Origin of the sequence: Kutzneria kofuensis (assembly GCF_014203355.1) — a bacterium.
GTDB lineage: Bacteria > Actinomycetota > Actinomycetes > Mycobacteriales > Pseudonocardiaceae > Kutzneria > Kutzneria kofuensis.
This window is the reverse complement of sequence record NZ_JACHIR010000001.1, coordinates 3498320-3523528: the sequence shown is the minus strand read 5'-3', so window position 1 is coordinate 3523528 and position 25209 is coordinate 3498320. Positions and strand designations below refer to the sequence as shown.

At 70.4% G+C, this 25209-nt stretch carries 25 protein-coding genes; 7 read left to right on the top strand and 18 right to left on the bottom strand.

All coding sequences use genetic code 11. The features are described 5' to 3' along the window. Positions 1-115: 115 nt before the first annotated feature. From BJ998_RS16090 to BJ998_RS16065, 6 genes are all read right to left on the bottom strand, one after another. Positions 116-481 carry a hypothetical protein gene (locus BJ998_RS16090; RefSeq protein ID WP_184862531.1) on the bottom strand — a complete coding sequence of 122 codons (366 nt, stop codon included), beginning with the start codon at positions 479-481 and terminating at the stop codon, positions 116-118. Continuing rightward, positions 478-3258, bottom strand: coding sequence for an FtsK/SpoIIIE domain-containing protein (locus BJ998_RS16085; protein WP_184862529.1), 2781 nt, complete (start codon positions 3256-3258; stop codon positions 478-480). Before BJ998_RS16085 ends, BJ998_RS16090 begins: the two co-directional genes overlap by 4 nt. Before the next feature lie 20 nt (positions 3259-3278). Beyond that, a complete protein-coding gene (locus tag BJ998_RS16080; protein WP_184862527.1) occupies positions 3279-3530 on the bottom strand; it encodes a hypothetical protein in 252 nt (83 codons plus the stop codon). A gap of 3 nt (positions 3531-3533) precedes the next feature. Beyond that, complete coding sequence (locus BJ998_RS16075) at positions 3534-3776, bottom strand: hypothetical protein (protein WP_184862525.1); 243 nt, start codon at positions 3774-3776, stop codon at positions 3534-3536. 197 nt (positions 3777-3973) lie between these two features. Beyond that, on the bottom strand, positions 3974-4804 hold the full coding sequence (locus BJ998_RS16070) for a hypothetical protein (protein WP_184862523.1): 831 nt from the start codon (positions 4802-4804) through the stop codon (positions 3974-3976). Between the two features lie 155 nt (positions 4805-4959). Further along, positions 4960-5682, bottom strand: a complete 723-nt coding sequence (locus tag BJ998_RS16065; RefSeq protein WP_184862521.1) for a DUF2382 domain-containing protein — start codon at positions 5680-5682, stop codon at positions 4960-4962. Positions 5683-5977: 295 nt separating this feature from the next. Here BJ998_RS16065 and BJ998_RS16060 point away from each other — a divergent pair, with 295 nt between their 5' ends. Next, a complete protein-coding gene (locus BJ998_RS16060; RefSeq protein WP_184862519.1) occupies positions 5978-7234 on the top strand; it encodes a VanZ family protein in 1257 nt (418 codons plus the stop codon). Here BJ998_RS16060 and BJ998_RS16055 read toward each other — a convergent pair. From BJ998_RS16055 to BJ998_RS16035, 5 genes are read right to left on the bottom strand one after another with little or no spacing between them, the layout of a single operon-like run. Next, positions 7178-7876, bottom strand: a complete 699-nt coding sequence (locus tag BJ998_RS16055; protein WP_184862517.1) for a dienelactone hydrolase family protein — start codon at positions 7874-7876, stop codon at positions 7178-7180. The two genes, BJ998_RS16060 and BJ998_RS16055, sit on opposite strands and share 57 nt — an antisense overlap. Before the next feature lie 11 nt (positions 7877-7887). Beyond that, on the bottom strand, positions 7888-8697 hold the full coding sequence (locus tag BJ998_RS16050; RefSeq protein ID WP_312890141.1) for an alpha/beta hydrolase: 810 nt from the start codon (positions 8695-8697) through the stop codon (positions 7888-7890). Between the two features lie 24 nt (positions 8698-8721). After that, complete coding sequence (locus BJ998_RS16045; protein WP_184862515.1) at positions 8722-9210, bottom strand: DUF4232 domain-containing protein; 489 nt, start codon at positions 9208-9210, stop codon at positions 8722-8724. Between the two features lie 58 nt (positions 9211-9268). Beyond that, positions 9269-10327: a gamma-glutamylcyclotransferase family protein gene (locus tag BJ998_RS49180; protein ID WP_184862513.1), complete on the bottom strand. Its 1059-nt coding sequence runs from the start codon at positions 10325-10327 to the stop codon at positions 9269-9271. Positions 10328-10337: 10 nt separating this feature from the next. Further along, positions 10338-11426: an S-(hydroxymethyl)mycothiol dehydrogenase gene (locus tag BJ998_RS16035; protein WP_184862511.1), complete on the bottom strand. Its 1089-nt coding sequence runs from the start codon at positions 11424-11426 to the stop codon at positions 10338-10340. Between the two features lie 176 nt (positions 11427-11602). Between BJ998_RS16035 and BJ998_RS16030 the strand changes: the two genes are divergently transcribed. Next, complete coding sequence (locus BJ998_RS16030) at positions 11603-12046, top strand: SRPBCC family protein (protein ID WP_312890140.1); 444 nt, start codon at positions 11603-11605, stop codon at positions 12044-12046. Positions 12047-12169: 123 nt separating this feature from the next. On the opposite strand, the gene BJ998_RS16025 is transcribed toward BJ998_RS16030, so the two are convergent. Further along, a complete protein-coding gene (locus BJ998_RS16025; protein WP_184862507.1) occupies positions 12170-12775 on the bottom strand; it encodes a helix-turn-helix transcriptional regulator in 606 nt (201 codons plus the stop codon). Positions 12776-12878: 103 nt separating this feature from the next. On the opposite strand from BJ998_RS16025, the gene BJ998_RS16020 reads away from it, so the two are divergent. Then, a complete protein-coding gene (locus tag BJ998_RS16020) occupies positions 12879-16025 on the top strand; it encodes a bifunctional cytochrome P450/NADPH--P450 reductase (RefSeq protein ID WP_221338029.1) in 3147 nt (1048 codons plus the stop codon). Positions 16026-16220: 195 nt separating this feature from the next. After that, a complete protein-coding gene (locus tag BJ998_RS16015; RefSeq protein WP_246488603.1) occupies positions 16221-17084 on the top strand; it encodes an MBL fold metallo-hydrolase in 864 nt (287 codons plus the stop codon). 4 nt (positions 17085-17088) lie between these two features. On the opposite strand, the gene BJ998_RS16010 is transcribed toward BJ998_RS16015, so the two are convergent. Beyond that, entirely contained in the window at positions 17089-17670 is a 582-nt protein-coding gene (locus BJ998_RS16010) for a TIGR03086 family metal-binding protein (protein ID WP_221338028.1), read from the bottom strand. 132 nt (positions 17671-17802) lie between these two features. Here BJ998_RS16010 and BJ998_RS16005 point away from each other — a divergent pair, with 132 nt between their 5' ends. Continuing rightward, positions 17803-18378 carry a TetR/AcrR family transcriptional regulator gene (locus tag BJ998_RS16005; RefSeq protein WP_184862503.1) on the top strand — a complete coding sequence of 192 codons (576 nt, stop codon included), beginning with the start codon at positions 17803-17805 and terminating at the stop codon, positions 18376-18378. Positions 18379-18382: 4 nt separating this feature from the next. Next, positions 18383-19144 (top strand): class I SAM-dependent methyltransferase, encoded by a 762-nt coding sequence (locus BJ998_RS16000; protein ID WP_184862501.1) that lies wholly within the window; start codon positions 18383-18385, stop codon positions 19142-19144. Between the two features lie 145 nt (positions 19145-19289). Here the strand turns inward: BJ998_RS16000 and BJ998_RS15995 are convergent, their stop codons facing one another. From BJ998_RS15995 to BJ998_RS15985, 3 genes are all read right to left on the bottom strand, one after another. After that, the gene (locus tag BJ998_RS15995; protein WP_246488602.1) at positions 19290-20570 is read right to left on the bottom strand and encodes a C39 family peptidase; all 1281 of its coding nucleotides are present in this window, start codon (positions 20568-20570) and stop codon (positions 19290-19292) included. Next, a complete protein-coding gene (locus tag BJ998_RS15990) occupies positions 20567-22009 on the bottom strand; it encodes a glycoside hydrolase family 10-like protein (protein WP_184862499.1) in 1443 nt (480 codons plus the stop codon). Before BJ998_RS15990 ends, BJ998_RS15995 begins: the two co-directional genes overlap by 4 nt. Positions 22010-22114: 105 nt before the next feature. Continuing rightward, complete coding sequence (locus BJ998_RS15985) at positions 22115-22756, bottom strand: phosphatase PAP2 family protein (protein WP_184862497.1); 642 nt, start codon at positions 22754-22756, stop codon at positions 22115-22117. Positions 22757-22790: 34 nt separating this feature from the next. Here BJ998_RS15985 and BJ998_RS15980 point away from each other — a divergent pair, with 34 nt between their 5' ends. Continuing rightward, complete coding sequence (locus BJ998_RS15980; protein ID WP_184862495.1) at positions 22791-23549, top strand: thioesterase II family protein; 759 nt, start codon at positions 22791-22793, stop codon at positions 23547-23549. Between the two features lie 233 nt (positions 23550-23782). On the opposite strand, the gene BJ998_RS15975 is transcribed toward BJ998_RS15980, so the two are convergent. Both BJ998_RS15975 and BJ998_RS15970 read right to left on the bottom strand, forming a co-directional pair. After that, positions 23783-24142 (bottom strand): helix-turn-helix domain-containing protein, encoded by a 360-nt coding sequence (locus BJ998_RS15975; RefSeq protein ID WP_184862493.1) that lies wholly within the window; start codon positions 24140-24142, stop codon positions 23783-23785. An 88-nt stretch (positions 24143-24230) separates the two neighbouring features. After that, positions 24231-24833, bottom strand: coding sequence for a TetR/AcrR family transcriptional regulator (locus BJ998_RS15970; protein WP_184862491.1), 603 nt, complete (start codon positions 24831-24833; stop codon positions 24231-24233). Positions 24834-25209 lie beyond the last annotated feature (376 nt).

Genomic DNA, 25209 nt, shown 5'->3' with positions numbered 1-25209 from the left:
GCGAGCGCCTCCATTTTCGAGACTGATTAGTTCAGTAATTGGTGTTCACCATCGTCAACACCATGGACCGCGCCGGCTGTTCCCGCGAGTGGTGACCGTCACTGGCGGAACCGCCCTAACGACCGAGAATGCCCTTCTTCTTGATCGCCTCGATCAGGGCCTCGTACGCCTTCTCCACCTCGGCCTCGTAGAACTCCAGCGGGCGCGGCGCGACGGTGGTGTCGGGACGCGGGATGGGGGTCACCTTCATCCAGCGCTCGTGGAAGAGCTCGCCGACCGCCTGCTGCCAGAACTCGTCGATGCGGTCCATGCTCTGGTCGGCGCGGGTGAGCATCTCGTTGGTGGCGTCCATGGCGCTGGCCAGCCGCGAGGTGACCGCCTCCCCGCGCTCGGAGTCCTGCTCCCGCATCTCCTGCATGGCGTCGCCGATCCAGGCGGTGATCTCCTTGTAGCGCTCGACGGCGCCGATCGGGTCGGTCATGAGCGCTCCCCCTCGGTGTCGAACGGGATGACCACCTGCGGCCGGGCGTGCTCGAAGCGGTCGAAGAACAGGCCGCGGCCGGGGCGGGGCGACCAGGTGATCATCTGGCCGGGCGCGAAGGTGTTGAGGTCCTGCCCCTGCACGTCGAAGCCGACCCAAGCGCCGATGTCGTCGGCGGACGCGCCCATCATCAGCATGTTCTTCAGCCGGCCGGGGCTGCGCCACCAGCCGATGAGGTGGGTGCGGTGCTCCGGCCCGCTCTTGATCACCTGCCGGAAACTGTCCACACCGGACACCCGGGTCTCCGGGTCCTTGGCCTCCAGCACGGCGTTGGCCGCGTCCATCCCGTAGAGCACGAGGTAGTGCGGCACCGGCTGGTCGATCACCGCGCCGGACAGCCGCTCCTCCAACCCGCGCGCGACCTGGGCCAGGTACTGGCGGACGCCATCCAGGCCGACCGTGGCGACCTCGTGCCCCATGCCCCGCAGCCGTGCGGCCAGCGAATCGGCCGCCGGCATCGCGTCGTCGATCATCGGCGCGACGGTGAACCGGGCCTCGCCGGCCCGGTGTTGCCGGGCCAGGGAAAGCGCAGCGGCGGCGAGCACGCTGGTGGATTCCTTCAACACGGAGCCGAAGACGGCCACGTTGCGGCCCGGGGCCCGGGCCAGCGACACCCGGGCGGCCCGATCCTCCACGTCGATGACCTGTCCCAACAGGACGGTCGGCGCGCCGCCGGAAATCGGCTCCAGCGCCTGGAAGCCGGGCATGTCGGCGAGCACCGGCACCCGGCTGCCGTCGAACAGCCGCGGCGCGGACAGGTCCGGCGGCATCATCTCGAACAGTCGCGCCTGCACCCGGTCGAACGTGCCGCGCCCGGTGGCGTCCGGCACGCGGGCGATCTCGTTGCCCTGCTTGACGCCCGACTCGTGGTTGACGATCGCGTGCCAGCGCGGCAGGTCGATGGCCTCGTTGTTGCCGTCCACGAGCACCCGGCGCGCCTTGGGCAACGCGACGCGGACCGTGAACTGCTCGAAGATGGCCGGCTTGCCCCAGAAGGCCTCGATGCTGGACACGTCCTGGCTGGCCAGCACCAGGTGGATGCCCTGCGACCGGCCGCGCCGGGCCACGTCCTCCAACAGGGCAACCGCTTCCCGCGTGACGGCGTCCTTCTCCGCGAACAGGTACTGGAACTCGTCGATCACGGCGATCACCCGCGGCCACCGGCCGCCGGGATCCTCGGCGCGCAGCTCCTCCAGCTTGGTGACCTCGTGCTGCTTGGCGGCGTCCGCGCGGCGGCGCATCTCGTCGGCCAGGAAGCGCAGCAGCGCGACGCCGAACTCCCGGTCCTGGTTGACGTTCACGCCGACCAGCCGCGCGTTCGGCAGCCACGTCGGGTCCTTGCGGCCCGGCGCGAACTGGGCGAAGGACACGCCCTCCTTGAAGTCCAGCAGGTACAGCTCCAGCTCGGCCGGCGAGTACCGGGCGACCAGGCCGCCGAGCATGGCGTACAGGAAGTTCGTCTTGCCGGAGCCGCTCGGGCCGCCGATCAGCACGTGCGGCGAGCTGTCGCCGATGGTGATCGGCACGGCGACGCCGTCCCGGTGCCCGATCGGAGTCTGCACGCCCGAGGACGACTGGTACGACCAGTAGTGCTCCGGCAACAGCTCCTCGAACGTGCACACCCGGTTGCGGCGTTCCTCCAGCGCGGCGGCGATCGCCGCGCACGCCCGCGGCACCATCTCCCGCGGCAGCGCTGGGTCCACGTGGAAGGCCGCGTGCTCACCGGACATGGTCGTGCGCCACGGCTTGTCGTCGAACAGCTTCACCGTCTCGATAGGACTGTTGACGGTGATCGGGATGTCCACCAGCACCAGCTGCACGCCGGCGGCCAGGCCGTTGCGGGCGATCCGCTGCAGTTTGTGCAGCTCCTCGTCCTTCAACGCGTCCGGACGGCCGAACATGACGGCGATCCGCCACGGCTCGGTGCGCAGCCCGGCGTCGGATTCCATGGACCGCAGCGAGTCGTGCCCCCCGACCAGCACCGACGTGTGCACCTTGCGGATGTGCTCGGCCAGCTCGTCCAGCAGTTCCGCCGGCCGCGCCGGATCGTGCACGGTGAGCAAACCGGCCCGGGTCAACGGGTACAGGCCGGGTAGCGACCCGGTGAGCTGGCCCACGTCCCAGACGTGCACGTGCACCAGGCCCGGCGCGAAGTGGCTGAGCACCCGCAGCAGCAGCGACTCGACCAGGTTCTCCGCCTGGGTGCGGCTGCTGGGCGAGGTGAACACGGCCAGGTGCGACCGGTCCAGCAGCGGCACCGCGACCGGGAACGACACCGGCACGGGCGAACTGGTGGCCACGGCGCTGCCGATCCGCCACAGGCTCGGAACCGGGCCGCGGCCGTCGACGGTGCCGATCTCGCCGAGCCAGTTCTCGTAGTCCTCGGACGCGCTGCCGGGCGCGGCCTCGGCGACCAGGTCGGCCAGCGCCCGCGGGCCGTTGTTGGTCCACTTGGCGAACGCCTGCTCCCAGTCCTCCTTGGCCTGCGCCACGATCCGGGCCAGCCGCGGATCGGTCAGCGACTGCGCGTAGTCGGGATCACGCAGCGCCTGGTCGATGCCGCGGGCCCGCAGGTCCTGCTCGAACGTCTCGCGGGCCTGCTGCAAAGCGGCAGCGTCATGCGCACGCTTGGCGGCGCCGCGGGCCGCGGCGACCGCGTCGTGGAAGGCGGCGAACGCGTCCTGTATCCGTTGCCGGCGATCGTTTCGCCTGTTCAACGCCCACCTCTACGGTCGGTTCACAGGCGACCGGAGAACCGTTCCACGGCTTCCATGACGCCCAGCAGCAGCGTCAGCTGCTCCCTTGCATGGTCGCACGCCTTGGTCAGTTCCGGGGGCACAAGTGAACGGGGGTGCATCCGGCTGGCCTCGCTGAGGATCGCGTGCGCCTCCGACAGCCGCTCGGCCGCCTCGACCAGCTGCTGGTGCGCGGTCCGGAGATGCTCGCCCACCAGCGCCAGCGACGCCCGCACCTGCTCGACGGAGGCCACCGGTCACAACCGGCCGGCGTAGGACTCCGCGTTGCTCGTCGCGGCCATGACCGCGTCGCGGGCCTCACCGATCTTCTGCAGGGCGTGGGTGAACATGTTGTTCACGTCGCTGGCCTCGGACTGGTTGCTGCCCTGCGCCGCCTCCTGGAAGGCCTGCTGCGCCTGCCCGATCTGGGTCTCCGCTTCCTGCAACGCCTGGGCACCGCGCTCGGCCTGCTCCTTGGCCAGACCGATCTGGCCCCTCACCTGCTCGACGCTAGCCATCGCTGATCCGGTCCCTCCCAGTAACGTGACTGCCCGACCGTGCAGTCCAACGCTCCCGAACTTAGTACTGTCACACGACGCCCGTGCAACCAGGATCGGCTGATCGAGCGGTATTTCCGCGCATTAGAGTGCACGGTTGGCCTCGGTCGCGGCGGTCCGTGTCCATCCACTGTAGACGATCAACTTCCGGGCTCCCGCCACACCGGGGGCTCGTCCTCGGTCGGCCACGCCACCTCGATGTCGGCCCGGTCCGCGACCAGCTCCAACGAGGTGATGCCGGAGGTCGGCCGGAGCACGTCCAGCCAGCGCTGCACCGCCGTGCCGTCGGGTCTCAGCTCCATCGGCGACCACTCCGGGCGGCCCAGCGCCTCGGCCGCGTCCGCGACGGCCTGCTGCGGCGGCTGCGGCCATCGTCCGAGATCAAGGTGCACGGAGACGCCGTCGCCGCCCTGCGTGACCTCGGTGATGGTGGCCGCCTCGGTGATCCGGCTGGCCAGCGCCCGGGCCTGCCACTGCGCGCCGGCCGGATGCTGCACGGCCACGTCCACGCGCAGCCGCAGCCGGGTGGTGTGCTCCGCCGGAACCGGTTCCGGGGTGTCGGGCTCCTGGTAGCTGACCGGCTGGAACGGGGCCTGCTCCGACCACGCCTCCACCAGCAGCCGCTCCGCGCCCTCGACCAGCTTGCCGATCAGCTCCGGGTCGTCCAGCACCGTCCAGGCCGTCGGCGGCTCGCAGCACACCCGGGGCAGCGGCGAGTCCGGCGCCAGCTCGCGGATGAAGGTGCGGACCGACCGGGCCAGCGCCGCCGCGTCGTTGTGGACCTGCACCGACGGCAGGTCCTTGCCGATCGTCACCGACCAGCAGCCGGGTTCCTCGTCGGAGCAGTCCGCGGCCTCAACGACCCGGCCGCCGATCCGGTCCACGAGGTCGCGGCAGGCGTCATGGGCCTGCCGCTCGTCTTCGGCGCTGACCACCACGGAGATCAGCAGCCTGAGGTCCTGCTCCACCATCGCCGCCAATTGTCCCCCAGACGTGGTGGCGGCCCGCTGGGCGGGTGGTGTCGCGTCGGGTTGGGCGGTCGGAGTCGTGCCGTGGTCCACCCGGCTCAGCGGTCCCGTCCGGGGTGGCGCCGGCCCGGCTGAGGTCGGACCGGCGCCACACTCCGTTACTTCCCGTGCTTGGTGGAGTCGTCGACCTCGATGCGCTCCTTGCGCACCTTGCCGCGGACCGTGCGCTGCTCGGTCACGGTCTCGGTGTTCAGCCGGACCTTCTCCACCGGCACCGCCTCGGTCTCCACGACCGGGCGCTCGGCGTGCAGCACGACCTCCTGGTCGTCCTCGCCGATGCGGGCCCGCTCGCCGCCGCGCACGGGCTCCCGTTCGACGCGGACCTCCTCGTGCCGCACCGGCACGGTGACCTGCTGCTCCTCGGTCACGACGTACTTGTGCAGGCGCACCCGGCCGGTCTCGGTCTGCTCGGTGCCGACCCGCAGCTGCTCCTCGGAGCGGACCATGGCCTGCTCGTCGGAACCCTTCCGGCCGGCGCTCGGCGTGGTCCGCCCGCGCTGGCCGGGCATGCCGGTCAGGCCGTAGTGCTCGTACAGGCGGCGCCCCTCGGCGTCGGACAGGTGCCCGTCGGCATCCATCCGCGGCGCCTCCTTGACGGCGTCCTTCGTCGTCTGCACGCACAGGCCGCCGTCGGCCATCCGGGCTCCCTGCAACGGCACGAAGCTCTCCTTCTGGCCGAACAGTCCGGTTCGGACGGTCACCCACTGCGGCTGCCGGTTGTCGTCGCCGACATAGACGTTGCCGACCCGCCCGACCCGTTCGCCGTCGCGGTCGACGACCTCGGTGCCGATCAGGTCGCGGGGGTTGGCGATGCTGGTCATGAGTGCTCCCCTTTCGTGGTCGATTTCCTGCCGGGCAAGGGGATTTCCGGAGCGGTCGGAGGGAAACACGAGGGTCACCCACATGTGTGGCGCCGCTGCGGAACGATCATGACGGCGGCTGCGCTGCGCAGTCGGCCGGCCGGCACTTGTCGGTGGTTTCGCGGGCAGCCCTTCGGGTATGGGCGAACCCTCGGCGGCCCGCCGGCCGGCGATGCGAGCTACTGTCACTCGTCCGGGTCAACTTGAGGCCCACGCGCTTTCGTTGACACTATTCACCGTGTGTATAGTGCGGCGGGTGGTGAACGCCTACCTGCTGCCGATCCGAACCGCGGCGCTGCTGTTTCCGCTGCTGGCGATGGTGTTGTTCGTGCCGACGGCGATCGTGCTGTACCGCCGGCACGGCGTGCTCAGCCGGTGGCGCGGGCTGTCGTTCGCCAGCTTCCTCTACTACTCGCTGGCCGCGTTCTGCCTGGTGATCGTGCCGCTGCCGAGCCGCGAGATCGACGTCTGCCGCGTGTACGCGGACTTCTCGCACCCGCAGCTGGTGCCCGGCAACACGTTCAACGACATCTGGAAGGAAGCCAAGGGCTCCCTCAACCCGAACGCGTTGATACTGCACAACCCCGCGGTCTGGGAGACGGCGTTCAACCTGGCCCTGCTGCTGCCGCTGGGCATGTACCTGCGCTACCACTTCCGGCGCGGCCGCTGGACCAGCGCGGCGATCGGGCTGGGCGTGGCGTGCTTCTTCGAGCTGACCCAGCTGACCGGCCTGTGGGGCATCTACCCGTGCCCGTACCGGCTGTTCGACGTGGACGACATCATCGTCAACTCGCTGGGCTGCCTGTTGGGCTGGTCGCTGGCCGGTCCGATCACCCGCTGGCTGCCCACGCTGGACAGCATCGACGTGCGGGTGCTGGAACGCGTCCCGGTGCCGTTCGGCCGCCGGCTGATCGCGCTGCTGCTGGACGCCGTCGGCTTCACGTTCTGCCTGCCGTTCCTGGCGGCGATCTGGTACCTGCTCGGCGGCGAGTCGCCGACCAGCGCGTTCCTGGTGGCGCTGTTCGTGTTCGTGCTGTGGTTCGTGCTCATGCCGTGGGTGACCGGCGCGACCGTCGGCAAGCACGTGCTGCGGCTGCGGCTGGTGGACTCCGACGGCAACCGGCCGCCGGTGTGGCGGCTGCTGATTCGCGAAGTGCTGCTGGCCATCGCCTTCGTGCCGCTGTCCCTCGTCGCCATGCTCGGCGTGATCTTCCTGGTGGTCTCCGCCTCGCGGCTGGTGGAGGCCATGCAGGGCCTGCGGTTGTCGACGCTGGTCGGCATCATCGAGGACCGGCCCGGCGAGGTCGCCTTCGCCGCGTTCGCGGTGCTGGTCAGCGTGGCCCTGCCGATCGGCTTCGGGCTGTTCGCCAAGCTGCACAACAAGCATCTCGGCCTGCACGAGCTGGCCTCGGGCGTGCGCAACGTGGCGCTGCCGCCGACGAGGGCCGCCGCCGCGTCAACTCCCGAGGTGCTGCCGGAAGAACGCAAGGACACGACGCCAAGCGTCCTCTGACTCCTCGTGCTTGTAGCCGAAGCCGAGCACCTTGGTCAGCGCGGCCGGCGAGATGCGGTTGGCGAAGCTGTGCCCGGCGTCCGGGTACTCCTTGACGTCGTGGGGGACATTCCGTTCGGTCAACGCGGCGTCCAGCCGGGCGGCGGCGCCCCTGAGGCTGGGGTCCTTGGCGCCGAAGCTGGCCACCACCGGGCACGCCCCGTCGATCATCGCCAGGTCCTTCGGCACCATGCCGTAGTACGGGGCCGAGGCCTGGAACCCGCGCGGCGCGGCCAGCAGCGCGAAGCCGCCGCCCATGCAGAACCCGACCACGCCGATCTTGCCGGTGCAGTCGCCGCGGCCGGCGATCAGCTCGCGGGCCGCCTCGATGTCGTCGAACGCCGGCCCGCGGCCGCTGTTCAGCGCCTTGAAGATGCCGCGCACGCAGCGGACGGCGCCGCCACGGGCGTACATGTTCGGGGCAATGGCGACATGTCCGGCGCTGGTGAAGCGGCCGGTGATCTGCTTGATGTCGTCGCCGAGACCCAGAATGTCGTGCACGACAACCACGCCGGGCCACGGACCCGGGCCGGACACCTCGACCGACGGCACCGCGAGGTAGGCGTCGATGAGACCGTTCGGGGTGGAGACAGTCAGCTGCACGAGCGCCGACGCTAGCCCTTGACCGCCCGGGCTGTGAAGGCCGCGATGTCCGCGAACACCTCGTCCCGGTTGATCTCGTTGAACAGCTCGTGCCGCGCGCCGGGGTAGGTCCGCTCCTCGAAGCCGAGGCCGCGCACCCGATCCGTGCCGGCGCGGGTGTCGGCCTGGTCGACCAGGTCGTCGGCGTCGCCGTGCAGCCACAGCACCGGCAGCTCGTCGCCGAGCGGGTGGTCGAAGCTGATCGTCTGCAACAGTTCCTCCAGCGCCGCCAGCGTCGGCCGCTTGAACGGGCCGTGCCAGACCAGCGGGTCCGCCGCGTACGCCGCGCCGACCGAGGTGTCCCGCGACAGCGTCGCCGGGTCGACCGGCGTGTCGGGAATCTCCTCGTACTCCAACAGATCCAGCACGTGCCAGCTGCCGAGCACCGGGGCCGACAGCACCATCGCCGCCACCCGGTCCGGGTACCGCTGCGCGTAGCGGACGGCGATCGCGCCGCCCATCGAGTGCCCGACGAGCACCACCGGCAGGTCGGGGTGCCCGTCGAGGGCCGCGGACAGCACGGTGTCCACATCGGACACCACCGCCTCGAAATCGCCGATCAGCGCCCGCTCGCCACCGGACCGGCCGTGGCCGACGTGATCGGCGCCGACCACCAGCGCGCCCATGCCGACCAGCGCGTCGGCGACGTGCTGGTACCGGCCGAGGTGCTCGCCGTACCCGTGGATCAGGACGGCGAGCCAGCGGGCGTCAGGATTGGGCCAGGTGCGCGCGGCCAGCTCGCCGCCGTGCCCGGACAGGGTCCATTCGATCGGTGGGATCACCCGTCCACTTCAGCACACCCGCACTCACAACCGGTAGTAAGCGCTGGCGTCCATTCGGCCGTGCTGGCAGACGGGCCCGTACGGCCAGCCGACCGACAGCGGCGCGGTCTCGTCCGGCGGGATCGAGATCGCCGACGCGGCGACGGGTTCGCACTGGTCACCGGCCTCGTCGTCGGCCGGGATCGCCGCCCAGTGCAGGGTCATCGCGGCCCGCTGGCCCGGGGCCAGCGTGACCAGGCTGGCGCCCGGGTTGGACGTCCACGCCAGCTGGGTCGGCGCGCCCACCAGCGCGAATCCACCGTGACCGTAGAGCGTGCAGGTGCCGGAACTGGTGTTGGTGACGACGAACTGGGCGTAGCGCTGGCCCGCGCCGGCGTCGGGATTCTGCAGGCTCGCGGTTAACGTGCCGGCGTTGCAGCGGGTGCTGGCCGGACTCGCCGAGGCGACCGGGGCGAGGGCCGCCCCGACGGCGACGAGCACGCTTGCGGCAACCACAACGCGGTTGATGAACATGGTTGGACCACCTCCACCCCGCAGACGTCTGCGGGATGGTTGAGGTTGCCTCACGAGGTCACGCCGAAACGCGCCACCCTTCCGGCAGCAGGTCCATGCCGTGCGTCGGCTCGGTCCACACGTAGGTCCAACATACGACGCCGTCCGGCAACACGTGGCGTATCCGCCGGTAGTCCGGCCCCTCGTACTTGTCCAAAGTGGACAGAGTCCGGCGTGGGGAGCGGATCGGCACCACCCAGCCCGGCACCTCGTCGTCGCCGTCCAGCTGCAGCGCCGGATAGCCCATTCCGGTGTCGTAGAGCGAACCCCGGATCGACGCCCTGCGCGGACGGCCGGTGACCATCGGCTCCAGCAGGTGCCACGCCTCGTGGCCGGGCTGCAGCGTGCCGTAGACGAAGACGCGCTTCGGCCACGTGTCCGGATTCGGCTCGCCGTCCACAGTGGACGCCTTCAGTCCGTCGCTGCCGGCCCGCTTGCCGACCAGGCCCTGCGCGGCCGCCTGATCCATGTCGGCGCAGCGCACGGGCTTGCCGCGGACCAGGATCGGCCGGCGCACCCGGTCCGCCGCGATGTAGGCCAGCACCCGATCCACCACCGCGCCGTCGTCAAGGACCACGTGGCCGCTGCGCACCCGGGCCAGCCGGTACCGGCGGCCGCGGCCCTCACAGGCGTCCAGCACCCGCACCTGCTCCGGATCGGCCATCCAGACGGCGTGCTCCTCGACCGCGTCCTTGTCGGCCATCAGCGTGGCCGGCCGCTGGTCGTCCACCACGCGCAGGCCCGCCGCCCACACCGCGGCCAGGCCCTCGCAGCGGGCCCGCAGCACCACCACCGGCCCGGTCAGGCCGAGCGACTCACGCAGCCAGGTGATCTTCGACGGGCACGCGTTCGAGCCGTAGGCCAGCACCGGCACACGCCCGCTCATCGGGACGGCGTCCCGCTCGGCCAGCCAGTCGTCCAGGTCGTCCCCGGTGTGGTCGACGCGCCAGCCGGACGGGCTGTGCCGGTCCGGGCGCAGCGGCGCGCCGACCCCGTTCAGGTGTGCGAACGACACGTCCGGCCGGGCGCCCGGGTAGGGCGCTGCGGGGAACTCCTCGTCGCCGAACGGTGGTCGCACCCTTCCAGTATTAGTCGAACACGACCACGCTGCGCAGCACGTCTCCTCGCCCCATGCGCTCGAACGACTGCTCTACGTCGTCAAGTCCGATCCGCTCTGTGACGAACTTCTCCAACGGGAGCCGGCCCTGCAGGTGCAGGTCGATCAGCATCGGGAAGTCGCGCGAGGGCAGGCAGTCGCCGTACCAGGAGGACTTCAGCGAGCCGCCGCGGGAGAAGAAGTCCAGCAGCGGCATCTCCAGCGTCATGTCCGGGGTGGGCACACCGACCAGCACCACCGTGCCGGCCAGGTCACGCCCGTAGAAGGCCTGCTTCCACGTCTCCGGCCGGCCGACGGCGTCGATCACCACGTCCGCGCCGAAGCTGCCGGTCAGTTCCTGGATGGTCTCGACCACGTCGGCCTCGCGGGCGTTGACCGTGTCGGTCGCCCCGAAGTCCTTGGCCCAGTCCAGTTTCCGCTGGTCCACGTCCACCGCGATGATCTTCGACGCGCCGGCCAGCCGGGCGCCGGCGACCGCCGCGCTGCCCACGCCGCCGCAGCCGATCACCGCGACGGTGTCGCCGCGGGTCACGCCGCCGGTGTTGATCGCCGCACCCAGGCCGGCCATCACGCCGCAGCCCAGCAGGCCGGCCACGTCCGGCGCGACCCGGCGGTCCACCGGCGTGCACTGGCCGGCGTGCACCAGCGTCTTCTCGACGAACGCCCCGATGCCCAGGGCGTTGCTCAGCGGCTGGCCGCTGGCCAGCGTCATCGGCTGGCTCGCGTTGAACGTGTTGAAGCAGTACCAGGGCCGGCCCCGGCGGCAGGCCCGGCAGTCGCCGCAGACCGCGCGCCAGTTCAGGATCACGAAGTCGCCCGGCGCCACGTTCGTCACGCCGGCGCCGACGGCCTCGACGATCCCCGACGCCTCATGGCCCAGCAGGAACGGGAACTCGTCGGTGATGCCGCCCTCGCGGTAGTGCAGGTCGGTGTGGCAGACCCCGCACGCCTGCACCCGCACCACGACCTCACCCGGCCCCGGATCCGGCACGATGATGCGCTGGACGCTGACCGGGGCGCCCTTCCCGGTCGCCACCACCCCGTTGACCTCGTACGGCATCGGCTATCACCCTCCGGCCTCGTCGCCTCTTGATCGGCAGCCTCGCACTTCCATGCACACATCGCGACCCCCGCACGGGTCCGAGTTGTGATCACCGGAACGGGTGACCCTCGGCGAAACCGTCCGGACGCCGCCTCGTTGTGCCCGATGTGACATCGGATCCCGTCAGAGTCTCCGTGCATGTCGACGCGCCGGCCGAGGTCGTCTACGACCTGGTCAGCGACGTCACCGGCCAGCACCGGTTCACCGAGGAGTGCACCCGGTCGGCGTGGGTGCACCCGGCGACCGGCCCCGAGGTGGGCGCGGTCTTCCGCGGCAGCAACAGGAACGGCCCGTTCCGCTGGGCGACGACGTCCGAGGTGGTCAGCGCCGAGCCGGGCCGGCGGTTCCGGTATCTGGTGCGCAGCCTGGGTACCGACGTGGCGGAGTGGGAGTACCTGATCGAGCCGGGGGAGCGGGGCTGCGAGGTCACCGAGACCACGTACGACCGGCGCAACGCCTTCTTCCGGTACGTCGTCGCGCCGCTGGCCACCGGCGTGTGGGACCGGTCCGAGCACAACCGCCGCAACATCGAGCGGACGCTGGAGAAGCTGCGCCGGGTCGCCGAGCAGCGGGCATAGGAAAGCCGGCCAGGGTCGCACACGTTGCGCGTCGGCACGATCCTGGTCGGCTAGTCCGAAAAGCGTAGTGGGCTGGTGTATCCGACGGTACCGGCGTTCCGGTGACATGGGTCGGTTCACACGTCAGTGCGGCGGCCACGAGGTCGGGTCGAGCAGGCCGAGCGAGTAGGCCCGCGCCACCAGCGCGGTTCGGTTGGGCACGCCGAACCGGTCGGACATCCGCGTCAGGTGGTAGTTCACGCCGTCGCCCGTGATGCCGAGCTGGGCGGCCACCGCCGCGGACGTCGCGCCGCCGGCGATCAGCCGCAGGATCTCGCTCTCCCGGTCGGAAAGCTGCACGTCCGTCGGGACGGGCGTGGTCCGCAGTGTCATCAACAGGCCGGAGCCGTCGTCGTCGGAAACCGCCTGCACGGTCAGCTCGCCGGTGCCGCCGGCGAACTGCACGGCGATCACCAGCCGGGCCCGGCCCCCACTTTTCAGCCCGGCCACCAGCTTCTCGTAGTCGCGACGCACCTTGGCCTGGAAGAAATCCAGCACGTGCCGGTCGCGCAGTTGGGACGGCCGGGTCCGCAGTGTTTCGGCGAACGCCGGATTGGCCACGGTGATCGTGCCGTCCAACTGGCAGATCGCGGTGGGCACCGGGGTGCGGTCGAGCAGCGCGAGGAAACGGTTGCGCCACATGCCGGCGCGACGCTGCTCCGCGCGCAGGTCCGGCGTCGCTTCCCTCACAGGGCAAACCTACAGGTTCTTGTAGTCCTACTCGTGGCGAACGGCCCTGGCCGCTGCCACGCTGAGATGGAGCGATCAAGACGTAGCGACCTGGGGAAGAGCGATGACAACCTCGATGGACACCACGGGCCTCCCGCACCCGGCCAACCGCATTCCCGTGGTCGGCGACGTGGTCGGGATGTCGCCGAGCACCCCGATCCAGGACGCCATGCGGCAGTCCCGCGAACTCGGACCGATCTTCACGCGCACCTTCTTCGGCAACGACGTGGTGTTCGTGTCCGGCGCCGACCTGGTGGCCGAGGTGGCCGACGAGGACCGCTTCGCCAAGCACGTCGCGCCGTCGCTGGCCCGCATCCGCGCCATCGCCGGCGACGGCCTGTTCACCGCCTTCAACGACGAGCCGAACTGGCAGAAGGCCCACGACATCCTGCTGCCGGCCTTCTCGCTGCAGTCGATGCGCGGCTACCACCCGGCGATGCTGCAGGTGGCCAACCGGCTGATCGCCTCGTGGGACTCCCACATCGGCCGCCGCCCGGTCGAGGTCGCCGACGACATGACCCGGCTGACCCTGGACACCATCGGCCTGACCGGCTTCGCCTTCGACTTCGAGTCGTTCAAGCGCCCCGACCCGCACCCGTTCGTGCAGGCCCTGGTCCGCGGCCTCGCCCACGCCCAGGCCAAGTCCCGGGAACTGCCGTGGATCGGCCCGATCCTGAACAAGGGGGCCGACGAGCAGTTCGCCAAGGACGCCCGCTACCTCGCCGAGGTCGTCGACGACGTCATCCGCCGGCGCAAGGAATCCGGCGACGACTCCACCGACGACCTGCTCGGCCTGATGCTGAACGCGCCGCACCCCACCGAGGGCACGGTGCTGGACGACACCAACATCCGCAACCAGGTGATCACCTTCCTGATCGCCGGGCACGAGACCACCTCCGGCGCGCTGTCGTTCGCCCTGTACTACCTGGTCAAGAACCCGGCCGTGCTGGCAAGGGCCCAGGCCGAGGTGGACGCGCTGTGGGGCGACCAGGACAGCCCGCAGCCGACGTACGAGGAGGTCGGCAAGCTCCGCTACGTCCGGCAGGTCCTCAACGAGGCGCTGCGGATGTGGCCGACCGCCGCCGCGTTCTCCCGCGAGGCGATCGTGGACACCACCATCGGCGGCCACCCGATCAAGAAGGGGCAGTGGGTCGTCGTGCTCGCCCCGATGCTGCACCGGGACAAGGTGTGGGGCGACAACGTGGAGGCGTTCGACCCGAGCCGGTTCGACCCGGAGCGGGAGAAGGCGCGGCCGGTGCACGCGTTCAAGCCGTTCGGCACCGGCGAGCGGGCCTGCATCGGCCGGCAGTTCGCCCTGCACGAGGCCACCCTGCTGCTGGGCATGATCATTCACCGGTACCGGCTGCTGGACACCTTCAACTACGACCTGAAGATCAAGGAGACGCTGACCCTGAAGCCGACCGGGTTCCGGTTGGACCTGGCCCGCCGGGTGGAACGTGTTCAGGTGACGCAGGGTTCCGCGACGCGGGAGACGGCGAAGGCCGCCGGGCGGGCGCGGCAGGGCACCACGCTGACCGTGCTGCACGGCTCCAACCTCGGCACCTGCCGGGCGATGGCCCGCCAGCTCGCCGACGAGGGCGAGGACCGCGGGTTCACCGCCGTCGCCGCGCCGCTGGACGAGTTCACCGGCAAGCTGCCGTCCGACGGCCCGGTGGTTGTCGTTGCCGCCTCGTACAACGGAAAGCCGACCGACGATGCCGCGAAGTTCGTGGCCTGGCTGGATTCCGCTTCCGACGACCTGTCCGCAGTGTCGTACGCGGTGCTGGGTGTCGGCGACCGGAACTGGGCGGCGACCTACCAGCACGTGCCGACCCGGATCGACGCCCGGTTGGCTGCGTTGGGCGCCACTCGGCTGGTGCAGCGGTGCGAGGCCGACGCCTCCGGCGACCTGACCGGCGACATCGAGTCGTGGAGCGACCTGCTGTGGACGGAACTCCTTGCCCGGTACGGGGACCCGGACGCCGAGCCGGTGGTCACCGACGCTTCCGACCGGCTCTACGACGTGCGGGTGATCACCGGCCCGGTGACCGCCGCGCTGGACGCCCGGTACGAGGTCGTGCCGATGACCGTGCTGGCCAATGACGAGCTGGTCGACGTCGACAACCCGCTGGGCCGGTCCAAGCGGCACCTGCGGATCCAGCTGCCCCCGGACGTCACCTACCGCACCGGCGACCACCTGACCGTCGTCCCGGACAACCCTTCCGACCTGGTCGACCGGGTCGCCGCGCGGTTCGGGCTCGACCTGGACCTGGTCGTGTCGATCAATCCCCGGCAGAAGACCCGGCGGGCCGTTCCCCTGGACCGTCCCGTGACGATTCGCCAGCTGCTCACGCACTTCGTCGAGCTGCAGAACCCGGCGACGCCCGCGCAGATCAAGGTGTTGGCCGACGGCAACCCGTGCCCGCCGGAGAAGGCCGCGCTGGAAGCCTTGACCGAGACGGACCTGAGCCTGCTGGAGTTGCTGGAGCAGAACCCCGCCTGCCAGCTGGCGCCCGAGGACTTCCTGGAGATGCTGTCGCCGATCCAGGCCCGGCACTACTCCATCTCGTCGTCGGCGCTCGCTCGTCCCGGCGAGGTCGAGCTGATCGTCGGCGTCGTTTCCGGCCCCTCTCGCACCGGATCCGGCACCTACCACGGCGTTTCGTCCTACTACCTGTCCCGGCTCGCCGCCGGCGACCAGCTGCGGGCCCGGGTCGACCCCGTTCGGGAGGCCTTCCGTGCCCCCGAGGACACGACCGTTCCCGTGATCATGGTCAGCGCCGGCACCGGCCTCGCCCCGTTCCGTGGCTTCATCGGCGACCGCGCTTCGCAGTCGGCCGCCGGCAAGCCTCTTGGTCCCGGCCTCTGCTACTTCGGCATCCGGCACCCCGACGTCGACTACCTGCACCGCGCCGAGCTTGAGGCCGCCGAGAAGGACGGCGTCATCTCCATGCGCCCCGCCTTCTCTCGCGCCGAGGTCGACGGCGTCAAGTACGTGCAGGACCGCATCGCCGCCGACGGTGACGAGATCTGGGCGGCTCTGGAGGCCGGCGGCAGCGTCTACGTCTGCGGCGACGGCAAGGGCATGGCCCCCGCCGTTCGGGAAGCCTTCAAGTCCATTCACCGTGCTCACGGCACCGGCGACGACCAGGCCTGGCTGGACGGCTTGATCGCCGAGGACCGCTACGTCGAGGACGTCTGGGCCGGCTGATCCCTGAGGGCGCTAGCCGACAAATCCTCTTCCAAGGTCGACCCCGACACTGTCGGGGTCGACCTTTCTATTGCAGGGCAAGGAAACCCGCGGTTCTCGATCTTGTCCGATAGCAGGTCCCCGCGAAAGTCAACGCTTTCTTTTCCCCGGAATCGACTGGTACTCCTGGATTACCGACTTCCTTGGGGGATGCTCATGACCTGGTACGTCGACGACCGCTGCACGAACTGCGATGTGGCCCGGCAGTTCGCGCCGGAGCTGATCGGCGAGGTGGACGGGCGGTCCGCGGTGATCCGACAGCCCGAGACCGAGGCCGAGCTCCGGGACCTGCACGCCGCCGGGTTCGCCTGTTTGACCCGGTCGATCCGGCACACCTCGGACCGGCTCGACCCCGACCTCGACCCGTTCCCGATGGCTCTCGATGATGACTTGTTCCACTGTGGACACAACTCGCGCCACACCGCCGGCGCGAACTCGTTCTTGCTGCGGCGTTCCACCGGCAACCTGATGATCGACACGCCGAGGTGGAGCCCCGAGCTGGCCGACCGGTACGAGCGGCTCGGTCCCGTCAGCGACGTGCTGCTGACCCACCGCGATCACGCCGCCCACGGCCGGCAGTACGCCGACCGGTACGGGGCCCGCCTCTGGATCCACGAGGCCGATCTCGACGCTTCCCCCGACGCCGACCAGGTCATCCGCGGCCTCGACCCGGTGGAGATCACCCCCGGCGTTGTTGCGCATCCGTTCCCCGGCCACACCGAGGGCAGCGTCCTCTACGTCGCCGACGACAAGTACTGCTTCACCGGCGACTCCTTCTACTGGTCCCGCAGCACCGGCGATCTGGCGGTCGCCGAAGCCATCACCTGGTACGACATCCGTGTGCTGGCGGCCTCCCTCGCCCGCACCGCACCCTTGATCCGGTTCGAGTGGGTGCTCCCCGGCCACGGCGACCGCATGCGCCGCCCCGCCGATGAGATGGCCGCCCGGCTGGCGGCACTGGCCGACCGAACCGCACTCGCGGAGCCGCGACCCGTCGACTTCACCGCCATGCGGTGGTGAGCGGCTAGCTCCAGTCCGCCCGCCGCCCCACCCGGGCCAGCAGGCGGTCCAGCGGCGGGGCATCGTCGGCCACGGGCAGCGGCTTGGCGAAGGGGATCCGCAGCGGTGAGGTGGTGGGCGCGGTGCCGGCGTTGGCGAACAGGCGCAACGCGGCGTCCACCAGCTCCGGGTCGAGGTCGCGAGGCAGGCCGAGCGTGGCCCGGACGTCCCAGCCGTGCACGAGGTAGTCGATGAAGTGGAACGCCAGGGCGACGCCGCCGGGCAGGGTGCGCCGAAGCTCGGTCAGCTCCACGGAACGCTCCGTGGCCTGGGGATCGGCAAACGCCGCAAGCGCTTGCGCGGCGGCGGCGCGGTAGGCGCCGGCCGGGTCGTCGCCGAGGTCCCCGCTGTCCCAGACGGCCAGGTCAGGCACCTCGCCCCGAGCCGCGGCGGCGAAGCCGAGGTGCTGGCTGGTCATGTGCCGAAGCAGCCCGTACAGGGTCCAGTCGGCGCACGGCGTCGGCAACCGCAGCTGGTCGGCGGTGATGTCCGAGCAGAGCCGAACCGTGTCCTCAACCGCCCGCCGGTCCAGTGCACGCAGATCCACGATGGGTCCCCCTTCGCTCGAAAACTGCACGAACGATCGTACTATTTGTTGGGCGGCGGGCGGCCCGATTTTCTGCGGTTCGGCGCCGGGGCGGGAAGCAGAGGCAGGGATCGGGGTCGAGAGGCGGCGAGTGTGGACGGCAGGACGTTGCGCGGGGCCGAGACGCGGAAGGCGGTGCTGGCGCGGGCGGTGGACATCGCCTCGGTGGAGGGGTTGGAGGGGCTGTCGATCGGGCGGCTGGCCACTGAGCTGGGCGTGAGCAAGAGCGGTGTCTTCGCGCACTTCGGCTCCAAGGAGGAGCTCCAGCTGCACACCGTGAAGCAGGCGTCGAGGATCTTCTACGACGAGGTGATCGCCCCGACGCTGTCCACCGCGCCCGGCGTCGATCGCGTGTACGAGCTGATGAGTGGCTGGCTGGAGTACTCGAAGAGCCGGGTGTTCCCGGGCGGCTGCTTCTTCGCGGCGGTCAGCGCGGAGTTCGGGGCGAAGCCGGGCCGGGTCCGGGACGCGATCGCGGAGTTGGACCGCACGTGGCTCAAGGTGATCACCGACGCCATCGGGCAGGCGGGCCTGAAGGCCGATCCCGAACAGCTGGCGTTCGAACTGAACGCCCATGTGCACGCGGCCAATGCCGCATCCTTGCTGCACGGGGACGACAGCGCGTACAAGCGGGCCGACCACGCGGTGCGGGCGGCGCTGGGGAGGTGACCCGATGGAGCGCCACGTCTGGCAGGCGGAGCACTACCGCCGGTCGAACAGCCGTCAGTACCGCACGGCCGTCGAGGCGCTGGAACTGGCTGGGCTGCACGGCGGGCGGCTGGCCGACGTCGGCTGCGGCAGCGGCGAGATCACCAGGAACATGGCCGAACGCGGGTTCGCCGTGACGGCAAGCGACTTCTCGCCGTCGATGGTGGCCGCCACCCGCCGGCTGTGCGAGGGATTCCCGGTGACGGTCGAGGTGCGGGATGCCCGTGAGCTCAAGCTCGAACCGGCGGCCTTCGACATCGTGCACTGCTCCTGGGTGCTGCACTGGCTCGACGACATCGACCATGCGCTGAACGAGATGGCCCGGGCCGTCAAGCCCGGCGGCGCGCTGATCCTGCAGTGGAGCCGGGCCAATGCCAGAGGCTCCGAAGACGGAGTGACCATCCTCCATGGCGTGATGAACCGGCCCCGCTGGCGGGACCGGCTGGCCGACACGCCGTTCGCCATGCACCAGCATCCCGCCGACGAGGTCGTGGCCCGGCTGGTGAGCAGCGGCCTGGCCATCGAGCTGCCGCCGACCGAGCTCGACGCCCAGTTCGTCGCCGAACCCGTTGCCCTGGCCCGGATCATGCGCGCCGCCGGCCTCGCCGCCCAGGCCGACAAGCTCGGTGACGACGCCGACGACTTCGTCATCGAGGTCGCCACCGAGATGATCGCCGCGAACCAGCTCAACCCGCACAACACCAGGCTGATCGCTAGGAAGGCATGAGACCGCCGCTGCACGGTTGGATGCGAGGTCGCGCCGGTCTCTGGACCGCGGGCATTCTTCGATCGAGTCTTTCCATCGATCGAAGAATGCCAAGGGAAGAGACCGGCTTCAGAGCGACCTCGCCCCGCGCGGCACGCGCGGCATGTCACGGCATCCCGTGCGGGGTGACGATGTAGACGACCCCGCCTGAACCGCTGCCCACGCCGCCGCTGGGCAGTGGGCGTTCGGTGCGCAGCCACACGTTCTCGAACTGGCTGCGCTTGTACACGTTGCGCACCGCCTGGTCGTCGGCCGACGCCGGGTCGTTGACGATCACGTCGCCGGTCTTGGTGAAGCCGACGACCACCATGATGTGCCCCGACGTGGAGTAGCCGGCGCCGTCGAGCTCGCTGGCCTGGAAGGACTGCGAGGTGATCACCGGGATGCCCCGCCGGATGTAGCCCTCCAGCTCCTGCAGCGAGTGCAGCCGGGTGATGTGCGCGTCCAACCCGTAGCTGGCGGCGTAGGCGGCGTTGAACGGCCAGTTGCCGGCGCCCTGGTAGTCGTAGTCGTACGTGTTACGCGCGGCGTAGTCCACCTGAGGGTCGGCGTAACTCGGGTCGACCCAGGAAAGTTGTTGCGCCGTGGGGTGTTTGCCCCAGTACTCGACGACCATCTGGGTCGAGGTGGGGCTGCACCATGCCTCGCCGCCGCCGTCGTACTCCGGGTACTGTCCCTTGTGGACGTCCTGGGAGTAGCGCGGCACCGGCAGCTCGATGCCCCACGCGCCGCCGCTCGGGCTGGTCGGCACGGAGAAGCGGTCCGGCACGGCCGAAGTCATGGCGCCGACCATCCGCAGGTGCGGCGAGGCGACGGTGCCGTGCAGCCGGTACAGGGTGACCCGCAGCTGGTACGACATCAGCCGCACGCCGTCGGCGGCCTCGAAGGTGTCGACGTCGATGGTGCCGGTGGCGTCGGTCTGGTCGGGCACGCTGGTGCGGTGGATGTCCTGGTCGCCGGAGGCCCAGCGGCCCATCACGTACCAGCCGGTCTGCGCGCCGGTGGACGACGTGCCGCGCATCTCCACCTGCAGCCAGGTGCCGGCCGGCGTGGTCGCGTTCCACGAGGCGATCAGTTGCGTGGCCCCGAATCGCTGGCTGTACCGGGGAGAGGTCCACGTGCCGTAGTCGTACGTCTTGGTGGTGCCCAGCGCCGGCTCGGTGTGCTGCACGGTCCCGGCGGGCCGGCCGATCACCATGCCGTTGCGGACCAGCAGGCCGTCGGAGTGTCCACTGTGGAACTGGGAGTCGCTGTTCCACTGGTGGAAGTCCACCGGCGCCGTGGTGGTCGCGGCGGTGGCGGGGGCGGCGGTGAGCTGCGCGATGAGGGCGCCGGCGACGGTGCCCACCATGGCGAGCCTGGTCAACCTGTTGTGCACAGGGCTCATCGGTACTCCTCGGTGATGCTCGGACGGCTCTCGTGGTGGGTGCGGTCCAGCGCGGTGACCGCGTAGCTGTGCCGGCCCGGAGGCAGGGTGAAACTGGTGCCGCGCAGCGTGGTGAGCAGCTGGCCGTCCTGGTAGACGGCATAGGACGTGCCGAAGCCGATCCAGCGCAGCGTGTTCCCGTGCGACGGAAGCAGCAGCGGCGGCAGCGGGGCATGCCCGGCGACGGTCGGCCGGACCGGCACGATCGCCGGCTTGGCGTACAGATCCGTGCGCAGCCGGTCGGCGAACCCGAGCGGGTTGGCCAGCAAGGTGGTGGTGTTGTACAGGATGTCGCCGTTCACCCCGGGGGTGGCGCGGTTGAGCGCGATGTGCCGCGGCATCTCCTCGGGATTCAGCCACGCGGCCGGACTCGAGGTGCCGATCTTGTACACGGCCTGCCCGATGTACAGCGACACCCCGGTGCCGGCGACCTCGTGGGCCCACCACGGCAGCAGTTTCCCGTAGTCGGCGATGGTGTACCCGACCGGCCAGTACAGCTGCGGCGCGATGTAGTCGACCCAGCGGTTGCGGATCCAGGTGCGGGTGTCGGCGTACAGGTCGTCGTAGTCGTGCACGCCGCCCTGCGTGTCGGAGCCGGTGGGGTCGGTGCGGGCGTCCCGCCAGATGCCGAACGGGCTCACCCCGAACGCGATCCACGGCTTCAGGGAGTGAACCCGCGAAGACAGCTCGCCGATCAGCTTGTCGACGTTGTCCCGCCGCCAGTCGGCGATGTTCGAGAAGCCACCGCCGTACTGCGCGAACGTCTGCTGGTCGGGGAACTGTTGCCCGGCAACGGGATACGGGTAGAAGTAGTCGTCGAAGTGCACGCCGTCGATGTCGTAGCGGCGGGTCGTGTCGAGGATGACCTTCTCCACGAACTGCCGCACGGCCGGGATGCCGGGGTTGTAGTACAGCTGCCCGCCGTAGCCGACGACCCAGTCCGGGTGCAGCCGCGCCGGGTGGTTCGGCGCCAGCTTGGTGACGTCGCCCTGCAGGCTGATCCGGTACGGGTTGAACCAGGCGTGGAACTCCAGGTCCCGCTTGTGCGCCTCGGACACCAGGAACCGCAGCACGTCGTAGCCGGGATCCTGGCCCTGCGTCCCGGTCAGGTACTGCGACCACGGCTCCAGGGTCGACGGGTAGAAGGCGTCCGCGGTCGGCCGGATCTGCACGAACACCGCGTTCACGCCGAGCGCCTTGGCCCGGTCGAGCAGGCTGTCGTAGTCCTGCTTCTGCTGCGCCACCGGCAGTCCCGGCTTGGCCGGCCAGTCGATGTTGGCCACGCTGGCGATCCACATCCCGCGCAGTTCACGGGAGGCCGTGACCGACGGGGCGGCCGCCGCCGGTAGCGCCATGAACACGGTCAGTAGCGCCGCCACCGCAATCGCGAGCCTTCGCACGCCGTCACCTCGCTCGTCGCCCTGGTCAAGGATTTTCGCGATGGAAGGCGACGGTGTAAAGAACTGCCTAAGTGCAACTTCCGGCAATTCCGCCGTTCGGTGGTCTCAGACCCGTGCCGGCGGGCGCGCGACCAGCCCAGTGACCGTGTCCACGGCCATGGCCACCAGCAGCACGATCCCGACGGCCAGGCCCGTGCCGGCGACGGTGTCGGTGAAGTAGTGGAACCCGTCCACGATCAGCGCCAGCACCACGATGACGGACGCCGCCAACAGAAGCACCCCCATTGCCACGCGTAGCGCAAGGGTCAGCCCGCCGGCGCCCAGCAGGATCACGCCGAGCACCGTGCACGTCGAGAGCATGCCGACGGTGTGCCCGCTGGGATAGGACAGCCAGCCGGTGTACCTACGCCGCACCAACGGTTTCAACACCAGCTCCGTCAACCCGATCGCCACCAGCGGGCCGATCGCCGCCAGCGCCGCGATGTCCGGCCGGGCCCGCAGCACTGCCGTCACGGCCACGACGGCGAGCACCGTGGCCACCACCTGCAGGTCGGCCACGTGCAGCAGCTGGTACAGGAACACCCGATATCGGCCGAAGATCGTGAACAGCCGGTCGTCGACGGCGTCGTCGAGCCGGCCGGCACGCAGTTCCCCGTGGTAGAGCGCCGCCCCCACGGCGACCACGGCGGCACACAGCACGATCAGGCCGACCACGGGTCGGCGAGCCTGGGGCGGCAGCAGGCGCACCGGACCAGGCTACGGGCCCGGGTAGGTTGAGGCCGTGAGCACGGGAGCCAAGATCTTGGTCCGGCCGCGGCCGCGGCCCCAGGCGAGCCGGGTGCTGGTGTGCATCGGCTACAGCGGCGGCGGCACCGCCCCGTTCCGTCCCTGGGCGACGCAGCTGCCGGACGACACGGAGCTGGTGCTGGTCTGCTACCCGGGGCGGGAGGGCCGGTTCACCGAGCCGTACGCCACGGAGTGGGACCCGCTGTGTGACGAGGTGGTCGACGCCGTCGTCACGGACGTCGCGACCAGGCCGTACGTGCTGTTCGGGCACAGCATGGGCGCGGTCATGGCGTTCGAGGTCGCCGCCCGCGCGGAGCGGCGGGGCCGCGGGCCGATGGCGCTGACCGTGTCGGCCAGCGAGGCGCCGACGGACTGGCCGCTGCGTGACGGCACGCCGCCCCACCTCGGGCAGAGCGACGACGAGCTGGTGCACTGGATGAGCACCGTCGGCCAGCTGCCGCAGGCGCTGCTCGACGAGCCGGAGCTGGTGCAGATGGCCGTCTCGCTGCTGCGGGCCGATCTCACGGTGAGCGCCAGCTACCAGTACCGGCCGGGCACCACCGTGCAGGCGCCGATGCAGGTCGTCTACGGCGCCGAGGACGGCAAGGCGCCGGCCGGGCACGCGCAGCGGTGGACCGAGCTGGCCGCCGGCCGGGTCCGGGTCGACGAACTGCCCGGCGGCCACTTCTACACGCCGGAGATCTGGTCGGTGTTCCCCAGTCGAATCGCTTCGCTGACTTCGTTCAGCCGATGAACCTTTCCTGAACCGGCAACTGGTTGAATCGTCATCAGCCGCGCGAGGCCGGTTCCTTGACTGCGGCAAGGGAAGGCGCCGGCCTCGTGGGCGGCCTCGCCCCGCGCGGGGAAGGCACTGAAAAAGAAACCAGGCGGGCCACTGGCTGTGGCCCGCCTGGCTGCGTCTCGGGAACCTAGTCGGCACGGCGGGGGTTCGCGCCACTTTCTCCCGGTCGGCGGTGTCGACCCGATCTACCTCCCGACCGGCGGCACGCCGCCGGCGATCAGATCCGCGTACGGCTGCGTCGGCCTCGACGCGGCGCGCACCAGCTGGCCGTCGGCCTTGGACCGCTCGACCGAGCTGCTGTGCTCCCGATACGCGTTGTACAGCGCGCCTCCCGAGTGCAACGCCTTCTCTGCGTGAAAGGCGAAGTCCCGGGACGGCGGTTTGGCCCCACTCTCCACTTTGGACACGTATGAGCGGTCATAGCCCATCCGTCGTGCGAGTGTGGTCCTCGACAGCCCGCGCAGCGTCCGCCAACGCTTGAGTTCTCCAGCGAAGACGTTCGCGGCGGTCTCGGCGTCATCCGCCGGGAATTGGCCAGTCGCCATTGTCACCTCCCCAGATTTGACCGTGGAGGCCCGACAGTACTCCCTGAGCAACTCGTCAGTATACAGTTTCGCGAAGTCCGTCCGATCGTCATGCAACCGGCCGGGGGACCGCCCTTGACCTGTGGTGGACAATGACCGCCGCCGCGGTCTGAAACAGCAGGCCGGCGGCCTCGTCGTCCCGCGCCGGATCCCCGGTGGTGATCCACTCCAGCACCGAGTTGAGGACCAGATCGGTCACGCCCCGGGCCAGCCAGGCCCGCAGCTGCGGGTCCCGCACCGAGTCGGCCAGCGTCTGCTCGGCCACCTGCACGGTCTGCGCCACCAGCTGCTGCGCGTACGGGGCGAACTCCGGCTCCCGGACGGCGTGCCGGAACAGCAGGGTGAAGCCGGCCGAGTCGCGCCGGGCGGCGGCGAGCAGCGCGCGCAGTCCGGCCTCGGTGTCGTAGCCGAGCTGGGAGCTGTCCACGAGCCGCTGCCAGGTGGCGTCCAGCGCCGCGGTGTAGATGTCCTTCTTGGTGTTGTAGTGCCGATACAGGATGATCTTGGTGACGCCGGCCTCGGCGGCGACGTCGTCCATCGAGGTGCCGGCGTAGCCGCCGCGGGCGAACGCCCGGGCCGCGGCGGCCACGATGCTCGCGGCCCGTTGTTCGCGCGGCATCAACCGTCGGCCGGTGCCGCCGCCGTCGCGCATCGCTGTGCTCCCGTCAGGCTGGGGGCACCGACGTTACCCGCTGCGCGTACGTGACCGCGAAGAGCTAACGAGGTCACGCGGTGACTTGACGAACTGTCACGAACATCCGGGCAGTGGCCGTGGTAAGGACGCGCAGGCCTGGCGGTCGATGTCTTGTTTTGTCACCGGGTCGGACGTCAAACGGCGGCCGAATGCGGCGCGGCCGGCGCGTTGCCGGTGATTGGATCACCGATTCCGGTTGTTGACGGATAGCGGGGTTTCGGTCAGATAATTCCCGCGATGTGGTGACACTCCGTAAGTGATCTGTCACGTCTTGTTTCGCGTTGTGGCAACGATCCGGGCTCGCGCGCCGTGACCGCCCGCCACCCGGATGGCC